Raw genomic sequence first — 18,940 nt, 5'->3', positions numbered from 1 at the left:
GACAACAGTCAACAGTCAACCAATAACTTTTTAATTTCTGCGACCTTTTTTAGGGCGTTCCCAACTTTTAGAACCGCCGCTGCGATCGACCTTTTCTCCATTAGGAAACAACTTCCCTTCCAAATATTCGTAAGTTCCCTCAAAATCGCATTGCCCATACAGAGGACAATCACGACAATAAACCGCCTTAGTGTAACGCTCCAAATTTTCGCGATTAAAAAAATAAGGTTTGTGACTAAAAGTGCTTGCTACCCACTGCCAAGAAAGATTATTACTTGCCGGATCTCCATCTAACAAATGTTGCAAAAACCAGCGAGCTCCGGCTTGCCAACGCACGCGGCGCCAGTGTACGAGATAAGCGGCAGTCCACATCCGCTGGTGATTGTGCAAATAACCAGTGTCTCGCAACTCGCGGCTGAAACTGTCGATGCAAACCAAACCAGTCGATCCCTCGACGACATCCTGCGGGAGAGTTTCGCTGTAATCTTTAGCAGTGTAACCAGTTTTGTAGGGTTCCCGGTCTTGCCAAATCCCGTTGCCCAATTCGGCGTACAGTCGCTGCCAATAATCCCGCCAACCCAACTCATTGACAAGTTTCACAGCATCTTCTGGATGCCGCACCTTCTCCAGCACGGCATCCCGGACTTCGGCAAGACTCAAAACGCCGTAGCGCAAATAGGGCGACAAGCGCGTTACCGCACCGTTGAGGAAATTGCGGGTTGAGGCGTAGTTGCCGGGGTCAATTTGTTGCAGCGCTGTCTCGGCTGCTTTGCGCCCGCCTAGAGTTGCGGGTACGTTGCTATCCTGGGCGGCGGCTTCGGGGAACTGTTGGCTTATGTAGGCTATTAATTCGTCGCGGCTGGCAAATTCCCGCTTCATGTCCTGACTCATTCTTTTCTCAAGCACCTGCTATTGTTTCTTAATCTTAAAGCTATGCGATCGGGTCTGCGGGGGTCGATCGCCCTAAATTGCCCGCTTACTCTTGGTAACGTACAGTGTGCCTCAGCAGCAATTGATCGTCGGTTCGCAGCCAAAATTAGCATCAAAGTCAGTACACTCAGGGATAGATATCATAGCAAAATCTTATGGAAACTTTTTCGGCGGACGCTCAAGCGATCGCCAATTCAGCTAATCGACAGCAGCAATCTACCAAACAACTGGACAACAGCCAAGTTCAAGAGTTCGATCGAGCCATGATGCGCCGCTGCATAGAATTGGCCCGCCGTGCTCTCGGCAAAACCGCACCCAACCCCCTTGTCGGTTCTGTAATTGTCCGAGACGGCAAGATTGTCGGCGAAGGGTTTCATCCCGGTGCCGGTCAACCTCACGCCGAAGTTTTTGCGCTCCGGGAAGCGGGGGAACTCGCCGAAGGAGCGACTGTCTACGTGAACCTGGAACCCTGCAACCACTACGGCCGGACTCCTCCGTGTTCGGAAGCTTTAGTTAAGGCCAAGGTGGCAAAAGTAGTGGCTGGCATGGTCGATCCGAATCCTTTGGTAGCTGGAACTGGGCTAGCCCGGTTGCGAGAGGCTGGCATTGAAGTGGTGGCGGGAGTGGAAGGGGAAGCTTGCCAAAAACTCAACGAGGCTTTCGTACACCGAATTTTGTACCGCCGGCCTTTTGGAATTTTGAAATATGCAATGACTTTGGACGGTAAAATTGCTACCACTAGCGGCCACAGCGCTTGGGTGACAGGCGAGGAGGCTCGGAGTGAGGTACACCGGGTGCGCGTCGGCTGCGATGCTGTGATTGTTGGGGGAAATACGGTGCGTCTGGACAATCCCCTACTGACGAGCCACCAGCCTGATAGGAATAATCCCCTGCGGGTGGTGATGAGCCGCACTCTGGATTTGCCGAAGTCGGCTTGGTTGTGGGAAACCTCTGTGGCGGCTACTTTGGTGCTGACTGAGCCTGGGGTTAACCCGGAATTTCAGGAATTTTTGATCGCCAAAGGGGTGGAGGTTGTGGAGCTCTCGCCGCTGACACCGACTAATGTTATGGCTTATTTGTACGATCGATCTTTTCTTTCTGTACTGTGGGAGTGCGGTGGCACTTTGGCGGCTCAGGCAATTACTGAGGGTGCAGTTCAAAAAATTATGGCTTTTATTGCTCCTAAAATTGTCGGGGGTCAAGATGCTCCAACTCCTGTGGGAGATTTGGGGTTTTCGGCAATGACTGAGGCTTTGACTTTAGAGCGGGTTTCTTGGCGCACAGTGGGTGCAGATTGTGTGGTAGAAGGCTATTTAAAAATTAAAGATTGAAAGTTAAAAGCGAGTCTTTTGAGTTTTTAATTTTTAACTTTTATGGTTGAAATTCTGATTTGGAGTTTGATGATTGGCAGTCTCGGCTTGGAGGCTGCGCTTGTGGGTCTTTTGGTGAACCACGAGCAATTGGATGCGGGGCAAAAATGCGATGAGGAGGAGGAAGTTTTGACTCGGTACGAATCTCAAGAAGATAATTTTAATGCGCCTGAAAATGCGCGATCCAAGGGCAATCCCAAATCCGATCCCAATCCTGTTGATTTGACGGTTTGGGAGTACAAGATTGTCCGGGCTAGCAACGATTTGTTCCGCAATCCTGCGATTTTTAACAAGCTGTGTCGGGAAGAGGCGGAAGTTGGCTGGATTTTGCTCGAAAAGCTCGACGACAGGCGGGTGCGCTTCAAACGTCCGATCGCGCTGCGGGATGCCCCGATGCCTAATTTACCAACCTTTGACCCTTACCGCACTCATTACGGCCCGATCTCGAATGCGATGAGTTGGGCGGCGGCGATCGTGTTTCTGAGTGCGATCGTGCTTCCTGCTGTTTTGGGCTATGCTTTGGTGTCTACTACTCTCACCAGAAGTCGCTCTAATTGGCCTCCGACACCTGTTCAATCTTTGCCCTCTCCCGGCGGGCCAGCAACTAATAAGTGAAACCTGGGCAAATTGCCACTCGCCCTTTTTGCAGCCAGTTTTATAGCAAGTCTAAATCATTTGTGAACCAGATGTTTTTTTACGAACAGCGAAGCCGCGCGTAAGCGCTAGACCGCGAAGGAAGAGAGGAGAAGAGAGGAGAAGTGTGTGTTTGTTTGACTGATTTAGGCTTGCTATATATTAATTCGATTTTAAGTTTGGGGCGGTATTACTGAGGGAGCGGACAGCAATCTCAAGTCATAATTTGTATCGCCTTGAAATTGAGAAACGCGGACGAAATAAGTCCCCGCAGGCAAAGCTCCATTGCTGACAATTGTTTCTGAAGCCGTGCCTAAATTGTTAGACGAAGCAATAATATCGTCTAATCCAACTGCGCCGTTGCCGTTGAGATCTTGAATTAATTCTACATCAACATCTGCACTCAAACCGTCAACAGTTACACTGAAAAGGCTGGGAGTATTGAGGATGAAACTGTAAATGTCGGCTGGTTCAGAAGCGCCCACAAAATCGCTCGCAGTTTGAATTTCTCCAAGAATTTCTAGGTTTTGTGCTGCGTTCAAGTTGTCGGCGGGATCGGGGAGAGTGCTCAACAGTCCTTCTTGTTGGCCGAATTGAATGTAGTGGTCGATCGCACTTTTAACTGCGCCGCTATTGACTGCTGTTGCTACCAGCGGATATTTTTCTAGATAAAAGCTGGGATCGAAGAAAACGCTGGATTTGCGGTTTTCTAATTGACCGGCTTTGAAGTAGTGTTCAAATGGGGTAAATTGATTTGTTTGGACTGCTGTCTGAATGTCGGGGTTGCTTGTTAGATAAAAATTAACATCGAAGAATGGGTTGGGGTTGCGAACTTCAAATTGACCGAATCTAATAAAGTGATCGGCTGCTGAAAAGCCATTGAGTTTGGCTGATACCGCTACATCTGTATTGGTTTCTAAATAATAGCTGGCGTCGAACAGGGAATTCGGGTCGCGATTTTCAAATTTGCCAATTTTTCGGTAGTGATCGAAGGGGCTCGATACCGTGCCTCTGGCAACTGCTACGGCGACATCGGGGTTGCTTTCGAGATAAAATTTGCTGTCGAACAGTGTTCTGAGGGTTAGCATTATTCAAAAAAATCTCTTTGTACTTTAGTCTGGAAAGTGCATAATCAAATTCGATCGACAATCCAGTTTACACCGAAGTTTTGTGAGGGTGGCTCAATTATGGCTAAATCTGCACTGATGGCAATGCTGCGCCGCGCTGCGAGTATTGCCCAAAAGTCTCGGGAAACGGGCATTCCGGCTGATGAACTGCTGGGGATGCTGACGGAGCGCAGTTCTAATTTTCCCATATCTCGGCGCCAGTTGCTGCACGGGGGTTTAGCTGCTGCGGGGGCTGTAGCTGCTGCGACTTTTACCCGGGAGGGAGCTTTTGCTCAACAAGGTGGACGATCGCCCATTTTGGTTGTGGGTGCGGGAATTGCGGGTTTGACGGCGGCTTATCGCTTGCGTCAAGCGGGCGTGCGTGCCGATATTATTGAGGCAACTAACCGCGTGGGGGGGAGGATTCGCACGGGTTCCAAGGTGGCTGGAACGCTTATTTCGGCGGAGTTGGGGGGAGAATTTATTGACACCGGTCATACTACTTTAATCTCGCTGGCGACGGAATTGGGTTTGCGGGCGATCGATGTCATCCAAGTGCAGCAGGGATTGGTGAAGGATACTTTTTTCTTTGATGGGCGACGCTTTTCTCTCGAACAATTAATCGCAGATTTTGCGCCGCTATCCACTAAAATTAGTGCTGATTTGGAAGCAGTCGGAGATGAATTTAGCTATCTTGATTTTACGGAATCTGCGGAAAGATTGGACAATCTTTCGATCGCTCAATATCTCGATGGAGCTGATACTAGCACGATTGTCCGGCAGTTGCTCCGCATTGCTTACATAACGGAATACGGCAGAGATGCCGAAGAACAGTCGGCGTTAAATCTGCTGTTTTTAATCGGTGCTGAAGCTGACAGTTTGGAATTGTTCGGCAACAGCGACCAGCGCTATCAAATTGACGGCGGTAATAGTCAAATTATCAACCGTTTGGCGGGTCAATTGTCTGGTTCGATCGAGGCGGGGACGGTTTTGGAAGCGATTACTCTTTTGCCGGATGGCCGCTATCGGGTAAATTTGCGATCGGGACAAAGCGCCTTCGAGCGCACTTACGAGCGAGTTTTGTTAACTTTGCCGTTTAGCACTCTGCGAGATGTTAAAATTAACGTACCTTTGCCACAACCGAAGCGCAGGGCGATCGAGCAATTAGGCTACGGTACCAATTCTAAGTTAATTACCGGCTACCGCAGCCGCATTTGGCGAGAAACTTATCAATCGACTGCTTCTGTTTATACCGATTTAGGATTCCAAAATAGCTGGGAATCTACGCCTTTTGCTCCTACTGGTAACGGTTTAGTTACTAATTTTACAGGAGGAAAGCAGGGTTTGGCGATCGGTGCGGGAACTCCAGAAGACCAAGCACAAAGATTTTTGAACCAATTTGAAAGAGTTTTTCCCGGAGTGAGAAATTTGCGATCGGGTAAAGCTGTACGAGCTTATTGGCCGGGAGAACGCTTTTCTAAAGGTTCTTATTCCTGCTATTTAGTCGGGCAGTGGACGCAAATGTACGGCGTTGAAGGCGAACGAGTTGGGAACTTATATTTTGCCGGAGAACACACTTCGCTGGAAAATCAAGGTTATATGGAAGGCGGTTGCGAAACCGGACAAAGGGCGGCTTTTGAAATTTTACAAGATTTGGGTTTGACAAGTTCTGTAGATGCTTTGAATACTCGCAGTGCGAGCAGTTTGAACCAGCGCCGTCCGAGTCGAAAAGTTCCCGGATCTCGGAATCTTAGAAATAGGAATCCGAGTATTAGATAATCCAGTAATTGCAGACACTGGTTTTAATCGAAGTCTAGATCCCCCTAAATCCCCCGAAAGCAAGGGGGACTTTGACGCTGACTTTTGTCCCACCCTTTTTAAGGGGGTTAGGGGCAATACGGTTTACTTAACACTATTTATGCGCCGGAGATCCCCCTAAATCCCCCGAAAGCAAGGGGGACTTTGAGAGCATTCTTGTCCCCCCCTTTTTCAAGGGGGGTTAGGGGGGATCTGTCTTAAGTGAACCGTATTGGGTTAGGGGGGATCGGTCTTAAGTGAATCGTCTTGAATTATCTTGTATAATTAATCTCAGAAAATCCCGAATAAATATGAAAATTTTACATTTAACCGTAGCTTTATCAAGTTTGCTAATTTCACCGATATCGGCTCGCCCTTTGATTGCATACTCTACAGATATCATGGCCCAAAACTCTCAAATTGACGAGCCGTTTTGCTACCTAAAAACTCCCGATGGTAGAATAGTAGACCTAGGCAAGTTGTGCGAAAAACAACCCAATTCGGAAACTTCTCAAACTTGCATTGCCGGTGCCAACATTGCGGCAAAACTTTCAATTGCACAGGCAAATTATGACGGCAACTTTTTCAGCGGTAAAGTTTTGAATCAAGGCTGCAAAATCATCAAAAATGTCAAAGTCAATTATGAAGTTTTGGACGAGTCGGGTAATTTAATTGATAACGGATTTATTGACGCTCAACCAGCTACTATTGCACCCGGAGAGTCCGCTACCTTTCGGGGCGCAGTTGTCGCAGGGGCTAAGGTGCAGGCGACTTATGCAGATGCTCTAGATTGATTGTGGCGATTTGCCCGATCGCTGATATTATATTCTGGCTCAGATATCTCTAAAAACAGAATTTGCGAGGGCAAAATATCTTGAAAACTCGATCGACATACTGGCAAATTTTACCTTACCTCCGTCCCCAAAAACAAACCATCGGTAAAGCATTAGCTTGTACCGTAGTATTTACCATATTTTGGCCGATAATCGCGTGGCTGGTTGGCGAAACAGCAAAATTTATAGGAAAAGGAGATTTACAAGGATTCGGTCAAATTGCTGCACTCAGCGCCATTATATTTCTGATTCGCGGTACGGCCCAGTACGGTCAAGATACGCTGATGGCAAAAGCAGCTTTGACTATTGCTTTAGAAATCCGTAAAAAAGTTTACGCACACCTGCAAAACCTCAATCTCGGCTACTTTGAAACTGCCAAAACCGGAGATTTATCCTACCGCCTCACCGAAGATATTGACCGCATTGGCGAAGTCGTAAATAAATTTTTTCATCAGTTTATTCCTTGTGTTTTGCAGCTAATTGCCGTCCTGGGATATATGATTTATCTCAACTGGCAATTAACTTTAGGTGCATTAATTATCGCACCGTTGATGGCTATTTTAATTGGTTGGTTTGGCGAAAAACTGCTAAGTTACTCGCGGCAAAGTCAAAATCGCATTTCTGATTTATCCGCTTTGCTGACAGAAGTATTTAGCGGCATTCGTTTAATCAAAGCATTTGTGGCTGAAGATTACGAAATTGCCCGCTTTGCAGAAGAATCTGAACAAAACCGCCGTGCTAAGTATTTGTCGGAACGCATAAAAGCGCTTCAGTTCGTTGTAGTTGGCTTTCTGGAAGCGATGAGCGTGATTTTGCTGTTTTTCCTAGGAGGTTGGCAAATTGCTCAAGGAAACCTCACAGGTACTCAATTTATCAGTTATATCGCAGGGGTGGCACTGTTAATTGACCCGATCGCCATTACAACTGCAAATTACGGTGATTTCAAGCAGGGAGAAGCTTCTAGCGATCGCATTTTTGAACTTTTAGCCATTCAACCCGCAGTCGTCGAAAAGCCAGGGGCGATCGAACTTCCCCGCGTTACAGGTAAAGTCGAATATCGCAACATTAATTTTGCCTACCCCCCTCAACCCCCCCTTGATAAGGGGGGGCAAGGGGGGGTTCCAATTTTGCAAAACATGAGTTTACTGGCACTTCCGGGAGAAATGATCGCCCTTGTTGGTGCATCCGGTGCGGGTAAAACTACTTTAGTAAACTTGTTACCCAGATTTTACGATCCGCAAGCGGGACAGATTTTAATTGACGGTATTGATATTCAAGATGTCACCTTAAATACTCTGCGCCGGCAAATCGGAATTGTACCGCAAGAAACGATTTTATTTTCGGGTACAATTGCTCAAAATATTGCTTTTGGTCAATCTTATTATGAGCTAAAAGATGTTGAAAAAGCGGCGCAAATTGCTAACGCCCATCAATTCATTACTGAGTTTCCCGACGGTTATCAAACTTGGGTAGGAGAAAGGGGTGTAAATTTGTCTGGCGGACAAAAACAAAGAATTGCGATCGCCCGTGCAGTTTTGCTCGCTCCCAGAATTTTGATTTTGGATGAAGCGACATCGGCGCTGGATTCGGAATCTGAAGGTTTAGTGCAGGAAGCGCTGGAAAGATTGATGCGCGATCGCACGGTGTTTATTATCGCACACCGCTTGGCTACTGTGCGGAAAGCCGATCGCATATTAGTTCTCGAAAAAGGTAGAGTGATGGAATCTGGCACGCACGAAGAATTGTTGGAAAAGGGCGATCGCTATGCTCGTTATTACGCTCAACAATTTAGTCAGTAGGGTATCTTAGAAACCGGGTTTTTGGCCGAATCTGCTGGCCTCAACGAAGTATTATCGAAAAAACCCGGTTTCTGTTTACCCGCGCGTAAGTTCGAGCGGAATTTACTGCAAATCGTATATAATTAAAATACAACAACTATCCAAGATACTAAATACAACGAGTCAGTAAAGCTATGTCTGCTAAAGATGCCTTTCACGAAGTCGTTAAAAACGCTCTCCAGAAAGATGGATGGCAGATTACTCACGATCCATACACTTTACAAGCAGGAACTTTAGAACTTTACATCGACTTGGGTGCCGAAAAGGTGGTTGCAGCCGAAAAAAATGGACAGAAAATAGCCGTTGAAATCAAAAGCTTTACTGGCCCATCCAAAATATCCCAATTTTACACAGCTTTAGGACTATTCATTAGTTATCGAGCCGCTTTACAAAAACAAGAAACTGACCGCATTTTATACCTAGCAGTACCCACCAATGTTTATGATAGTTTTTTCACAATGGGGTTTATTCAGTCTTTAGTTCAACAAAATCAAATTCATTTAATTGTTTATGATATAGAACAGGAGTCAATCGCACAATGGCAGATGTAAACCTTTATCGGCAGCACATCCAAAATCTGCTCTCCCAACACGCTAGTCTGGTGTGGGATGAGCGAATTCAGGCTCAAACTATCTTTGATATCGAGCGCGACCATTATCAATTAGTATATGTGGGCTGGCGCAATCAGCAGCGAATTTATGGCCCGGTTTTGCACCTGGATATTATGGACAATAAAATCTGGATTCAGCAGGATGGTACGGAGGTGGGTATTGCTAACGAACTGGTTGAGTTGGGAGTTCCTAAAGAAGACATTGTACTTGGGTTTGACCCGCCGATTATGCGAAAATTGAGTGAATTTGCGATCGGATAAGTTTGGTTTTTTTTATGTTAGATTGTCGTATGAATGCGATGATGTAGATGTAGATTAAGGGTAAACCCCCAGTCCGGCAAGGGTTGAAACCCCTGTCGGACTTGGTGGACTGACAGCCTTTGCAACGATCAATTTTCCACAGCACCTAAAGCTTTGAGCGTGGCTTTTTCAACTTCCGTTAAACCAGTAACCCCTGTAATATTCATGTTTTCATAAGGTCTGTCACTTTTGAGTATTTTGAGGCACTCACCGGTCTCAATCTCCCAAATCATAATTATGCCATCGCGACTGCAAGTAGCAATCAATTTACCATCATAATTGAAGGCAAATGAGTTAATTCTACTGGTATGACCTTGCAAAAATTTTAGACATTCACCTGTACGAATATCCCATAATCTTACCGTTTTATCGACACTTCCACTAGCAACTAACTCACCCGAATAACTAAAGGCAACTGAACGTATCCAATCAGTATGCCCGTGAAAAACATTGAGGCATTCACCGCTGTTGATATCCCATAGTCTTACTGTTTGATCGATACTTCCACTGGCAAGTATTTCACCGTTTTGGCTAAAGGCGATCGCGCGTGCCCAACCGGTATGCCCCTGCAAGATTTGGAGGCATTCACCAGTATGGATATCCCACAGCCTCAGCGTTCCGTCATAACCTGTACTGGCAAATATCTCGCCCAAAGGACTGAAGGCAACCGAGTATAATGAACTGTTATGCCCCTGACAGGTTTTGAGGCATTCACCAGTGTTGACATCCCACAGCCTCACCGTTTGGTCATAACTACCACTGGCAAGTCTTTCACCCGAAGGACTAAAGGCGATCGATCGTACTTCCTTTCCACACTCTGGCAAAGTATGGAGGCATTCACCACTTTTGACATCCCACAGCCTAAGCGTTTGGTCATAACTTCCGCTAGCAAGTATTTCACCGTTTGGATGGAAGGCAACTAAATGTACCCGATCGAGATGACCCTGCAAGATTTGGAGGCATTCACCAGTGTTGACATCCCACAGCCTGACTGTTTGTTCGTCATCGCCGCTGGCAAGAATTTCACCGTTTGGACTAAAGGCTACGGACCTTACTTGAGTGCTATGCCCTTGTAACGTATTCAAGCATTCACCAGTGTTGACATCCCACAGCCTCAGCGTTTGGTCATAACTACCGCTAACAAGTATTTCACCCGCAGGATGGAAGGCAACTGATCCTACTTGATTGCTATGCCCTTGCAAAGTATTCAAGCATTCTCCAGTGTGGATATCCCACAGTTTCGCTGTTTGATCGTAACTTCCACTAGCGAGTATTTCGCCATTTGGACTGAAGGCTACTGACCGTACTTGACCCAAATGTCCTTCCAAAGTTTTGAGACATTCACCGCTACCGATATGCCACAGCCTCACTGTTTTGTCGGCGCTTCCACTAGCCAGCATCTCACCAGCAGAATTGAAAGCAACTGAAAACACATTTTGAGTATGACCGTGCAAAATTTTGAGGCATTCACCAGTACCGACATTCCATAGCCTCACTGTTTTGTCACCGCTGCCACTAGCAAGCATTTCACCAGCAGGATGGAAAGCAACTGAAAATACAACTTTAGTATGGTCTTGCAAAGTTTTGAGGCATTCACCCGTGCCGATATCCCATAACCTTATGGTGCGATCGAAACTCCCACTAGCAAGTATATTTCCATCAGGATTGAAGGTGACAAACATTACTGATTCGGTATGTCCCTGCAACACTTTTAAACATTCACCACTCTTGACATCCCATAACTTAATTGTTTTGTCATAACTCGCGCTAGCGAGTATGTCCCCGTCAGGACTGAAGGCGACAGACTCCACCACGTTGGTATGTCCTTTGCAGGTCAATATTTCTCTGCCACTGCTAGCTTCCCACAAGGCAACTACGCCATCACTATCACCTGTAGCTAACAGTTTGCCATCAGGACTAAATATTACTGACCGAAGACTGCCGAAGATTTTAGTAAAAGCTGAATTAGCCAAATTCGCTTCAGCAAAATTGACGTGGCGCAGATTAGCATTTGTAAAATCAGCACCTAAAATAACTGCACGAGAAAGGTCTTTTGTTTCTAACGCAGTGCGATCGATTTTCACCAACAGCGTCGCCGCATTCCCTCCCACATAACCTACCTCACTTTCAGTTTTTCCCCGCGTTGCTTCCAGAATTTCCAATAATTCCTCCGTAGCTGCCCCTACATCGAGGCAGGGCCGGCACGAGTGTACAGCCCCTACCATTGGTAATAACAAATCCATCACTGCTTTTGTCAGCGGCGCGTGTCCGAAACTATTACGGAGTTGTCCTAAATCTTCCGCTGCAAATCCTTTTAAAGGCGCAATAAGCTCACCATTATTTCTCTTCTGGGCTTGCAATCGACAATAATTAGACCAAGTGTATGATTGAGGCGCTGCATTAGGATCTAAACAAGACTGTTCCGGCGCAACTAATTCAGTAAAATCTGCCGCTAAAACTCCCAATTCTGCTGCAAATTTATAAGCGACAAAAAACTCTAATAACGAACGGTGCGCCGGAGTATAATCGCCGTCGGCATTACGAATCAGCATCGTTTGACCCATCATGTCGTAGTGCCAGTGGTCTAAGTCTTTTTCCTCTTGCACGATGGAACCAAACAAGCTGCGAATGCGATCGGGAAAACCGCGATAATTCAGGCTCATTTGGTTGGTTGACAGCATTTCCCAAGACAGTTCGCACAAAAAGTAAAGCTTATCTGCTAAGGAAGTAAAAGTGCGTTCAGCTTTGATATCTCTCTCTATCTTCCGCCGCACCGCATACAGATATATCCGCGACATATCGACTGGTTTTCCAGCTTCAATATCCGGCAATGCTTCCAAAATTAACTCGGTCATCACCGGGCGGCGCGCTAAATCCAATAACTGCGGGTTTCCCATCACTTTTTCGACAGTCGCGGCTTCTGTTTGAAATGACAGCGCTTGCCCAATTTGCTCGTCGTTAAATTTCTCTAATTCTAATACTTCAAATTGGGGAATTTCACCTGTCAAAATGGTTGTTGACGCTTGCAGTTCTGCATTGAACAATGCCCGTCCTTCCTTGCCTTCAGGAAAGTGTTCGGTACGGCAAGTGAGGATGACTTTTGCGCCGGGAACGACGGTTTTTGCTAGTTCCCAGAAGTTGTTAATGGTTTCTTGCCGATCGCACTTAGCGGCCATTTCATCAAAACCATCGAAAATCAACAGAAACTTACCCATGCGATTCAGTTGTTCAAAGGCCGAATAACCCGCCAAAGGTATCTCGTGTTTCCGAAAGAAAAACTCGGAAAATAGCGACTCCACACTAACGGCTTTCGCGTAATCTCGCAGCGGAATTACTAACGGCAAACGCGGACGTTCCAAACCGCGCTTTTGAGCTTTTTTGTAGCGTTGCAGCGCCATCCAAGCATAGTGCATCACAAACCAAGTTTTCCCCGTCCCAAATTCTCCTAAAACTGAAATATGTTCTTTTACGGGGTCATCCAACCACAGGTCAATATAACCTTCAATCCAGCCATCTCCCTCGCCATAATGACTCACTCCTATTTTGCGGTGAGTATCGGGATCAATTTCTTCTTTTGTACAAGCTAGTGGCACGTATTTTGTATTAATTTTCCGGCTGGTAATTTCAGTTTCTAGCCAATCCAGATAAGCGGTAAAATCGGCATCTTGGTCGAGCAATTCATCGAAAGTATAGCAAGCTAAATCGCGATTTTCATCTTTTTTTACTTCATCCCGCGCGGCGCTACTGATGCGGCGGGCGGTGACTAACCAGCCTTCATCGGTGCGCTGTTTTTCCACCGACTCGCGCAGGGCTGAGATATCCTTGATTCCGGCTTCTCCGGCGATACCGCGCACTAAAATGCGATCGTACCGATTGCGTCTGACGGGAACATTGATAATCCATTCAAAATAGTTATCTTCCCAAATTTCATATTTCTCAAACCGATAACTTAATGTCTCAAACCAACCTCGAACTTGTTGCGATAAAATAAAAGCTTGAGACTTTTGAATCTTCGTTGATTCGGCGGGCGGAAGTGCGGGATAATCTTGAGATTCCAACCGCGCAAATTCGGTGCGAATTCCTTCCAGCGTGGGAAGGCGTTCGATGCGATCCATTACCATACATAGGCGTTTTTGCAAAGAGGCGAGCGAATTTCCCACCATCACATCTCCCAGCGTCCGCGTCCGCTTTGCTACTTCCATAAACACGGCTGCAAATGCCATGAATTCCCGTCTGGGATCAATGCCTAAATCACGAATTTCCTTGCCCAAAGCAGACTCGTTCAGATAATATTCGCCTGCTTGAATCAAAATGGCTGGGCTATCGGACTCGAAAGCTTTGCGAAATGCTGATTCAATTTCTTTTTGGCGAAACAGTTCTAAAATTTGTTTGGGTTTGCCTGCGCCGTATTCTACTAAAGTATAAACATAAACTCCGCTAAAATCTGCTGGCGGCGCGTCGGGGTCGAGGTTAAATTTTTTTAATAATTTGATTACAGCTTCGTTGCGCTGAAGCTTGTCTTTGACGATGCCGAAGGGAATGGCCGTCACGAGGCTGATAACTAAGTCGAGACTAATTAGCATGATTTAGGCTTTCCTGTTTATCGGTGGGAATCATTCTCGAATCTCAAAATCGCAAATTGCTTTCATTCTATGTTAACGCATTAGCCAACTGTCGCGCACCGACAGTCCGAGATTTGCCATATTCCGATAGTCCGACAGGGGTTTCAACCCCTGTCTCATAGCGAAAGTTCTCTCAAGAGGACTGTGGAATCATATTTTATTTAGTTATTTGATTTAACCCAGATATTGAATGATATCAAACCTGTCAACATCGGAATCATTCATCTCTCCGATCTTTCTCTGTGTTCTCTGCGCTCTCTGTGGTTAAATAATTCCGATCCAACCGAAATGGATATGATACTGTTGAGTTCTTATATTAAATGTTAGCATTTTTTACTCAATTTGACAACTATAAAACAGAGAAACAACCGACATATATCGTAGTAAAATTATCTATAATATTAGTTGTTATATCATAGTTATAAAAGTTAGAATATAGATAACTAACAAATAAAACTTGCTATCTATGAAAATACAATCATCAGTGCTAGTCCACCTCGGATTTGGTAAATATGTACGCTCCGATCGGGTAACAGCAGTAATCCCAATTGAAGATGAACGTGGGCCTGGTCGGCGCACTTTCGTACACGTAGACGGCGAAGCAGACCCGATCGTTGCTTCCCGCGCTGAAGATACAATCGTTCGCGATTTGGTGCAGGAACCGCGCGAAATAACTCAAGCTCGGCAGCAACAAGAAATCCTCCAAGATTTGCTGGCAGATTTGAGCAATGTTAACGTCACCGTGCGCCGCATTAGCCGCGATGAAGGTGGACTTGATCTCGAACTTTTGGAGCGTCGGATTCGCCAAATTTTAGAAGCCTAAAAACAAAAGACCGCCCCTGCGGTCTTTCTGATTATTTGTGTCGCTAAAAAGTTTAAATTAAGGGTTTAATTGTAATTTCGATGTCCGCTAAACCGGTGAGTTTTTCCACGACTGGCGGTTCTTCAACTCGCGGTACAAAAATAGTTAAACCTCCTGGAATGCACTCAATAGTAATCGGAGTCATGCCGAAAATTTCACCGTCTACAACTACTTTCTGAGGCGGATCGGTAGTAATTTTTATTTTTTTTGCCCGCAAATAACCGATGTCGTCGCGATCGCTAGGATTGCCACTCAAAGCTGTTTGCAATAAGTGATAAGAAGCTGCGATCGCCCCAGCTTTATTCTCAGGTGCCACCAGCGTCACGTCCAGCAAGCCGTCATCAAAAACAATCCCCGCCGGGCCTTGAGCTAAAATGGAAGTAGGCGGCGCTGCATTCGCCACTGTCACCGCCACAGCAGTAAGGCTGATAATTCTATCTTCGGTTTCGATTTCCGCTTCAAATCTTTCTAAATTGTTTAACTGTTTAATTCCAGACAAAATGTAAGCCAGCATTCCCCAGCGATTCTTCATTTCGCGATCGGCTAATTCGACAGTTTCCGCCTCAAAACCCACTCCAGCTAATAAAACCATCGGCATTTCACCGTTGCAAATCGCCGCATCCACCACCCGCGTCAACCCTCCCAAAATAGTGGCGCAGGCGGTTTCAATTGTATTTGGAATGTCTAAAGCATTAGCAAAAGCATTAGCAGTTCCTCGCGAAATAATTCCTAAAGGAATATTTGTGCCGACAATCGCCCCAGCAACTGCGGATAATGTGCCGTCGCCCCCGCAAGCAATAATTGCCTCAACTCCTCTAGCAACTGCTTCGCGGGCGATTTGATCTGCGTCTAATTCTGGGGTTGTCAGCCGAATATCTAAGTCAATAAAAGGCTCTAAAAGTTCCTGAATTCTAGCTAAGTCTTGGTCGGGGTCGCTGTTACCGGCGACGGGATTAAAAATTAGGCAAGCTGAACGTTTCATGTTTGGTAATTGGTAATTGGTAATTGGTAATTGGTAATTGCTCATTGATAATATTATGTCCGGTCAATCGGCAACAATCAAATTGGTTTGTAGTGAGAACTTCAGTTTTCAGAAAACTCGCTGGGACTTAAGTTCTCGCTACAAACCTAGAACGGTGCAGTATTTGTGCTAGAGGTTTAATTAAGACTTGACAAAAGTCCACTCTAAGACTTCGCGGGGAGCTTTGTACAACGCTTCCTTGATTTCCTTGTTGCTGTCGAACTTGACTTTATCCAAAAGGCACGCTTCGACATTCACCGTAAACTTATCTTCTTCAAAAGGCCAAGGAGTTACAGTCACGAGTTCGTTGCTGTGCTGTAAAATATCGTAGCGCTTGCCGTCCGGGCCGACACTAATTTCTAAAGCTCGTTCTCCGGCGGGTAACTCGCGGCTGCAAAGAATTAATGATAGCCGATCGCACCACTGGAAAAAAGCATAAGCTGCCTTAGCATCTTCCTCGGAAATTTTCAACTCTTTGCGCCATTTTTTTTGATTTTCCAGTTGTTCGTCCAAAAACTCGTCGAGTTCCTTCGACTCTCCCCGCTTTCCTTCATTGAGAAAGCTCATGTGCATAGAAATCAGCATTGCTACCCACCTACCGCGATATAGGGCATTCTGCGTCATGGCTTTAATTTTAGGCAGTGAAGTTTCGGTCTGCAAGGTAAAATCAAAGGGCGCGCCCGCTTCTGTCAAAATATTTTCTTCCCATTCTTTCTCCAAATCGTCGTGATGCGAAATCGCTGCTATGGTTTCGTAAAGGCGAACCGGAGATTTCGAGCGCTTCCACTGTCCGCCAAGTTGGGCCGCGAGCAAAGCGTGGGCGCGGTGGTAAATAATTTCCCAGCCGGTGGCGGTTAAGTTAGCAATCATTGAGTTTTTTTCCTGAATTAAGTTGAGTGCAAAGATGAGACTTGTATTGCATTAATCTTTGATTGATAGATCGATCGCAGATGCAAGGCAGATTAACGCCCATTAACGCAGATAATTTCCTGTTATGGCGATCGAATGAATGCAATGCGAGTCTATTGAAGATTTCCGGGTTTGAGAGAGAATCTTGAGAGTTTCAAGCTGAGGAATTAAGCCGTTTGCTGCGGCAAAACCCGCTCATGAGGGCAACTTCATTCGTTAAATTACAAAAGGTTCGATCGAGATCTCGTGCCATTTCCCCTCAAATCGTTCGACAACCAAAGGTCGGATGCGGAACTTGGGGGGGCTCCCGTCGAGAACATCAATCCGCAAACACGAATAAGGACGGCGTTTGTGGGAACCTTGGCCGCTGCGGCCGACAAATAGCAAAGATTCCGCTATCGGGCGATCGCCTTTTTGCGATCGCCCGCCCTCACGCCCCAATCGATCAGCTTCTGGACTCGATGGTTCCTGCAACATCGGTCCTTCCGGGCGCTGGCGGCGGAGACTGTGGCCGCTTCCCCCGCAGACAATCCAATTAATCCCAGAGTCGCCGTGTCCGGTATTCCCAGTCCGCAGGTATTCCAAACAGTGAGCGTGGCCAGTCAGCACCAAATCTACTAGCGGACGCCCCCGCGCTACTTCCCCAACTGCATCGGCCACCGCGTCGAGCACCTCGCGCAATCGCAACCGCACCGCCAAAGTTTGAGCTTGATTCCACTTTGTCGCCTCTGTCACGTAGGGGGGATGGTGCAGGTAAATTACCCGCCCCCGCACCTCGGAATCGCGCCAAGAGTCAATCAGCCTTTTTTTGAGCCATTCGAGCTGTTCAACGTCGGTGGCGGCTGTTTTGTGGGACGACAGTTGTTTGTCAATATCTATGAGCATTTCGTCAAGTTGCTCTAATTTGGCGCTCAAGTCGTCTAGCTGTTCGGCTTCAGAAGGAATTTCGGGGTTCAGCCGATCGCACATTTCGAGCATTGCCAATTTTTCTTGTTCCAATTTCTGGCGATCGAGTTCCAAATTCTGGCGGCGAATGTCGCCCTGTTTGGTTTTCGGGATCGGTAATGGTTCGTTGAAGGTGTTGGAGTCGAGGGCGAAGAAGTCGATGCCGCCACTGCAGAAGGTGTAGTAGCGGTTGGGTAAGCGCGTAAAGCTTCCGGGTTGGTAGCGGAGGCAGCGGCCTGTGCTGGTGCTGGCGGTGTAGTGGGCGTCTAGGTGGCGATCGAGTTCTCCCGGCATTTTGTGAGCTTGCAGGTAGTCGAGAAAGGCTTTGGCGTAGGCATTTCCGCGATCGGAACCGTGCCAGCCGACATCGAGATCCAACTTGGAACCCAACAGTCGGCGCAGCGGTAAGGCTGTCGCCGACAGAATGCCGTAGACTATGGGCAAGTCGTAATAGTCGTGGTTTCCCGGTACGGGCAAAAAGGGAAAGTTAAACACCATGCGATCGTAAGCAATCCGAGAAGGATGCTCGCCGCCGACTATAAATTCTCGGTAGGGGCGAATAAAGTTTTGCAAGTAATATTCGCTGGAACCTACGAGATAAACTACATCGCCCGTGTGGAGGACGAAACGGCAAGTTCTCCCCTCGACCAGCATCAGTTCGGCAACCTGGCGCTGGGGGTTGTGGCCGCGGTGATTGCCCGTGCCGCTGTCGCCTGCGACTAAAAACGAAAACTCTGGAGAGTCGGTGGTTGGAGATTCCAAAACCATCCGAGTTTGGTCGATTCCCCGATCGACGATCGACTGTTCTTGCCACCGCACCCGCTCTTTCATTTTGCGGATTTTGACTGTTATTTGCGGGTCGGAAACGAATTTCAATTCACCTCTTCTCCAAAATTGCTGAGTTCCTAGTTAATCATAGTGTAGCGATCGGGCGAGTTTTTACATCTCTCTAAAAGCTGAAAATTGACGCCCGGGTACTCAGAAACCTGGTTTTGGACGAGAATACAGCCCTGCAACTGACATCTTGCGCCATTCTCTTTAACCCGCCGGGGGTTGAAACCCCCGTCTGACAGCGAAAGTCGGTTAAAACTGAGATCTTGCACCATTCTCAATTAGCCATACTGCCAACCACTAACAGTGATGTCAAAACCCTGCTGACGAGCT

At 46.7% G+C, this 18,940-nt stretch carries 14 protein-coding genes; 8 read left to right on the top strand and 6 right to left on the bottom strand.

The features are described from left to right. Window positions 1-30 precede the first annotated feature (30 nt). Entirely contained in the window at window positions 31-891 is an 861-nt protein-coding gene (locus tag QUA44_RS05125; protein WP_333251899.1) for an FAD-binding domain-containing protein, read from the bottom strand. Window positions 892-1,085: 194 nt separating this feature from the next. On the opposite strand from QUA44_RS05125, the gene ribD reads away from it, so the two are divergent. Both ribD and QUA44_RS05115 read left to right on the top strand, forming a co-directional pair. Continuing rightward, window positions 1,086-2,261, top strand: a complete 1,176-nt coding sequence (gene ribD, locus QUA44_RS05120; RefSeq protein WP_333251900.1) for a bifunctional diaminohydroxyphosphoribosylaminopyrimidine deaminase/5-amino-6-(5-phosphoribosylamino)uracil reductase RibD — start codon at window positions 1,086-1,088, stop codon at window positions 2,259-2,261. Window positions 2,262-2,303: 42 nt separating this feature from the next. Beyond that, a complete protein-coding gene (locus tag QUA44_RS05115; protein WP_333251901.1) occupies window positions 2,304-2,915 on the top strand; it encodes a hypothetical protein in 612 nt (203 codons plus the stop codon). Between the two features lie 191 nt (window positions 2,916-3,106). Here QUA44_RS05115 and QUA44_RS05110 read toward each other — a convergent pair whose 3' ends face one another. Further along, on the bottom strand, window positions 3,107-4,021 hold the full coding sequence (locus QUA44_RS05110; protein WP_333251902.1) for a PPC domain-containing protein: 915 nt from the start codon (window positions 4,019-4,021) through the stop codon (window positions 3,107-3,109). A 99-nt stretch (window positions 4,022-4,120) separates the two neighbouring features. On the opposite strand from QUA44_RS05110, the gene QUA44_RS05105 reads away from it, so the two are divergent. The 5 genes from QUA44_RS05105 to QUA44_RS05085 all read left to right on the top strand — a co-directional run bounded on the left by QUA44_RS05105 (window position 4,121) and on the right by QUA44_RS05085 (window position 9,378). Then, window positions 4,121-5,818 carry an NAD(P)/FAD-dependent oxidoreductase gene (locus tag QUA44_RS05105; protein ID WP_333251903.1) on the top strand — a complete coding sequence of 566 codons (1,698 nt, stop codon included), beginning with the start codon at window positions 4,121-4,123 and terminating at the stop codon, window positions 5,816-5,818. A gap of 329 nt (window positions 5,819-6,147) precedes the next feature. Beyond that, window positions 6,148-6,630 carry an FxLYD domain-containing protein gene (locus QUA44_RS05100; RefSeq protein ID WP_333251904.1) on the top strand — a complete coding sequence of 161 codons (483 nt, stop codon included), beginning with the start codon at window positions 6,148-6,150 and terminating at the stop codon, window positions 6,628-6,630. 80 nt (window positions 6,631-6,710) lie between these two features. Continuing rightward, on the top strand, window positions 6,711-8,468 hold the full coding sequence (locus QUA44_RS05095) for an ABC transporter ATP-binding protein (RefSeq protein ID WP_333251905.1): 1,758 nt from the start codon (window positions 6,711-6,713) through the stop codon (window positions 8,466-8,468). Window positions 8,469-8,641: 173 nt separating this feature from the next. Then, window positions 8,642-9,058: an element excision factor XisH family protein gene (locus QUA44_RS05090; RefSeq protein WP_333251906.1), complete on the top strand. Its 417-nt coding sequence runs from the start codon at window positions 8,642-8,644 to the stop codon at window positions 9,056-9,058. After that, window positions 9,046-9,378: a XisI protein gene (locus tag QUA44_RS05085; RefSeq protein ID WP_333251907.1), complete on the top strand. Its 333-nt coding sequence runs from the start codon at window positions 9,046-9,048 to the stop codon at window positions 9,376-9,378. Before QUA44_RS05090 ends, QUA44_RS05085 begins: the two co-directional genes overlap by 13 nt. A 128-nt stretch (window positions 9,379-9,506) precedes the next feature. Here the strand turns inward: QUA44_RS05085 and QUA44_RS05080 are convergent, their stop codons facing one another. After that, on the bottom strand, window positions 9,507-14,000 hold the full coding sequence (locus QUA44_RS05080) for a WD40 domain-containing protein (RefSeq protein WP_333251908.1): 4,494 nt from the start codon (window positions 13,998-14,000) through the stop codon (window positions 9,507-9,509). Between the two features lie 505 nt (window positions 14,001-14,505). Here QUA44_RS05080 and QUA44_RS05075 point away from each other — a divergent pair. Next, entirely contained in the window at window positions 14,506-14,862 is a 357-nt protein-coding gene (locus tag QUA44_RS05075; protein ID WP_333251909.1) for a hypothetical protein, read from the top strand. Window positions 14,863-14,914: 52 nt separating this feature from the next. Here QUA44_RS05075 and QUA44_RS05070 read toward each other — a convergent pair whose 3' ends face one another. The 3 genes from QUA44_RS05070 to QUA44_RS05060 all read right to left on the bottom strand — a co-directional run bounded on the left by QUA44_RS05070 (window position 14,915) and on the right by QUA44_RS05060 (window position 18,652). After that, window positions 14,915-15,928, bottom strand: a complete 1,014-nt coding sequence (locus QUA44_RS05070; protein ID WP_445243668.1) for a YegS/Rv2252/BmrU family lipid kinase — start codon at window positions 15,926-15,928, stop codon at window positions 14,915-14,917. Window positions 15,929-16,063: 135 nt separating this feature from the next. Then, window positions 16,064-16,792, bottom strand: a complete 729-nt coding sequence (locus QUA44_RS05065; protein WP_333251910.1) for a DUF3891 family protein — start codon at window positions 16,790-16,792, stop codon at window positions 16,064-16,066. A gap of 255 nt (window positions 16,793-17,047) precedes the next feature. Beyond that, the gene (locus tag QUA44_RS05060) at window positions 17,048-18,652 is read right to left on the bottom strand and encodes a metallophosphoesterase (protein WP_333251911.1); all 1,605 of its coding nucleotides are present in this window, start codon (window positions 18,650-18,652) and stop codon (window positions 17,048-17,050) included. Between the last annotated feature and the right edge of the window lie 288 nt (window positions 18,653-18,940).

The organism is Microcoleus sp. N9_A2, assembly GCF_036701775.1.
Classification (GTDB): Bacteria; Cyanobacteriota; Cyanobacteriia; order Cyanobacteriales; family Microcoleaceae; genus Microcoleus.
Note: the sequence above shows the minus strand (reverse complement) of the source record. Positions and strands in the feature narration are given on the sequence as shown.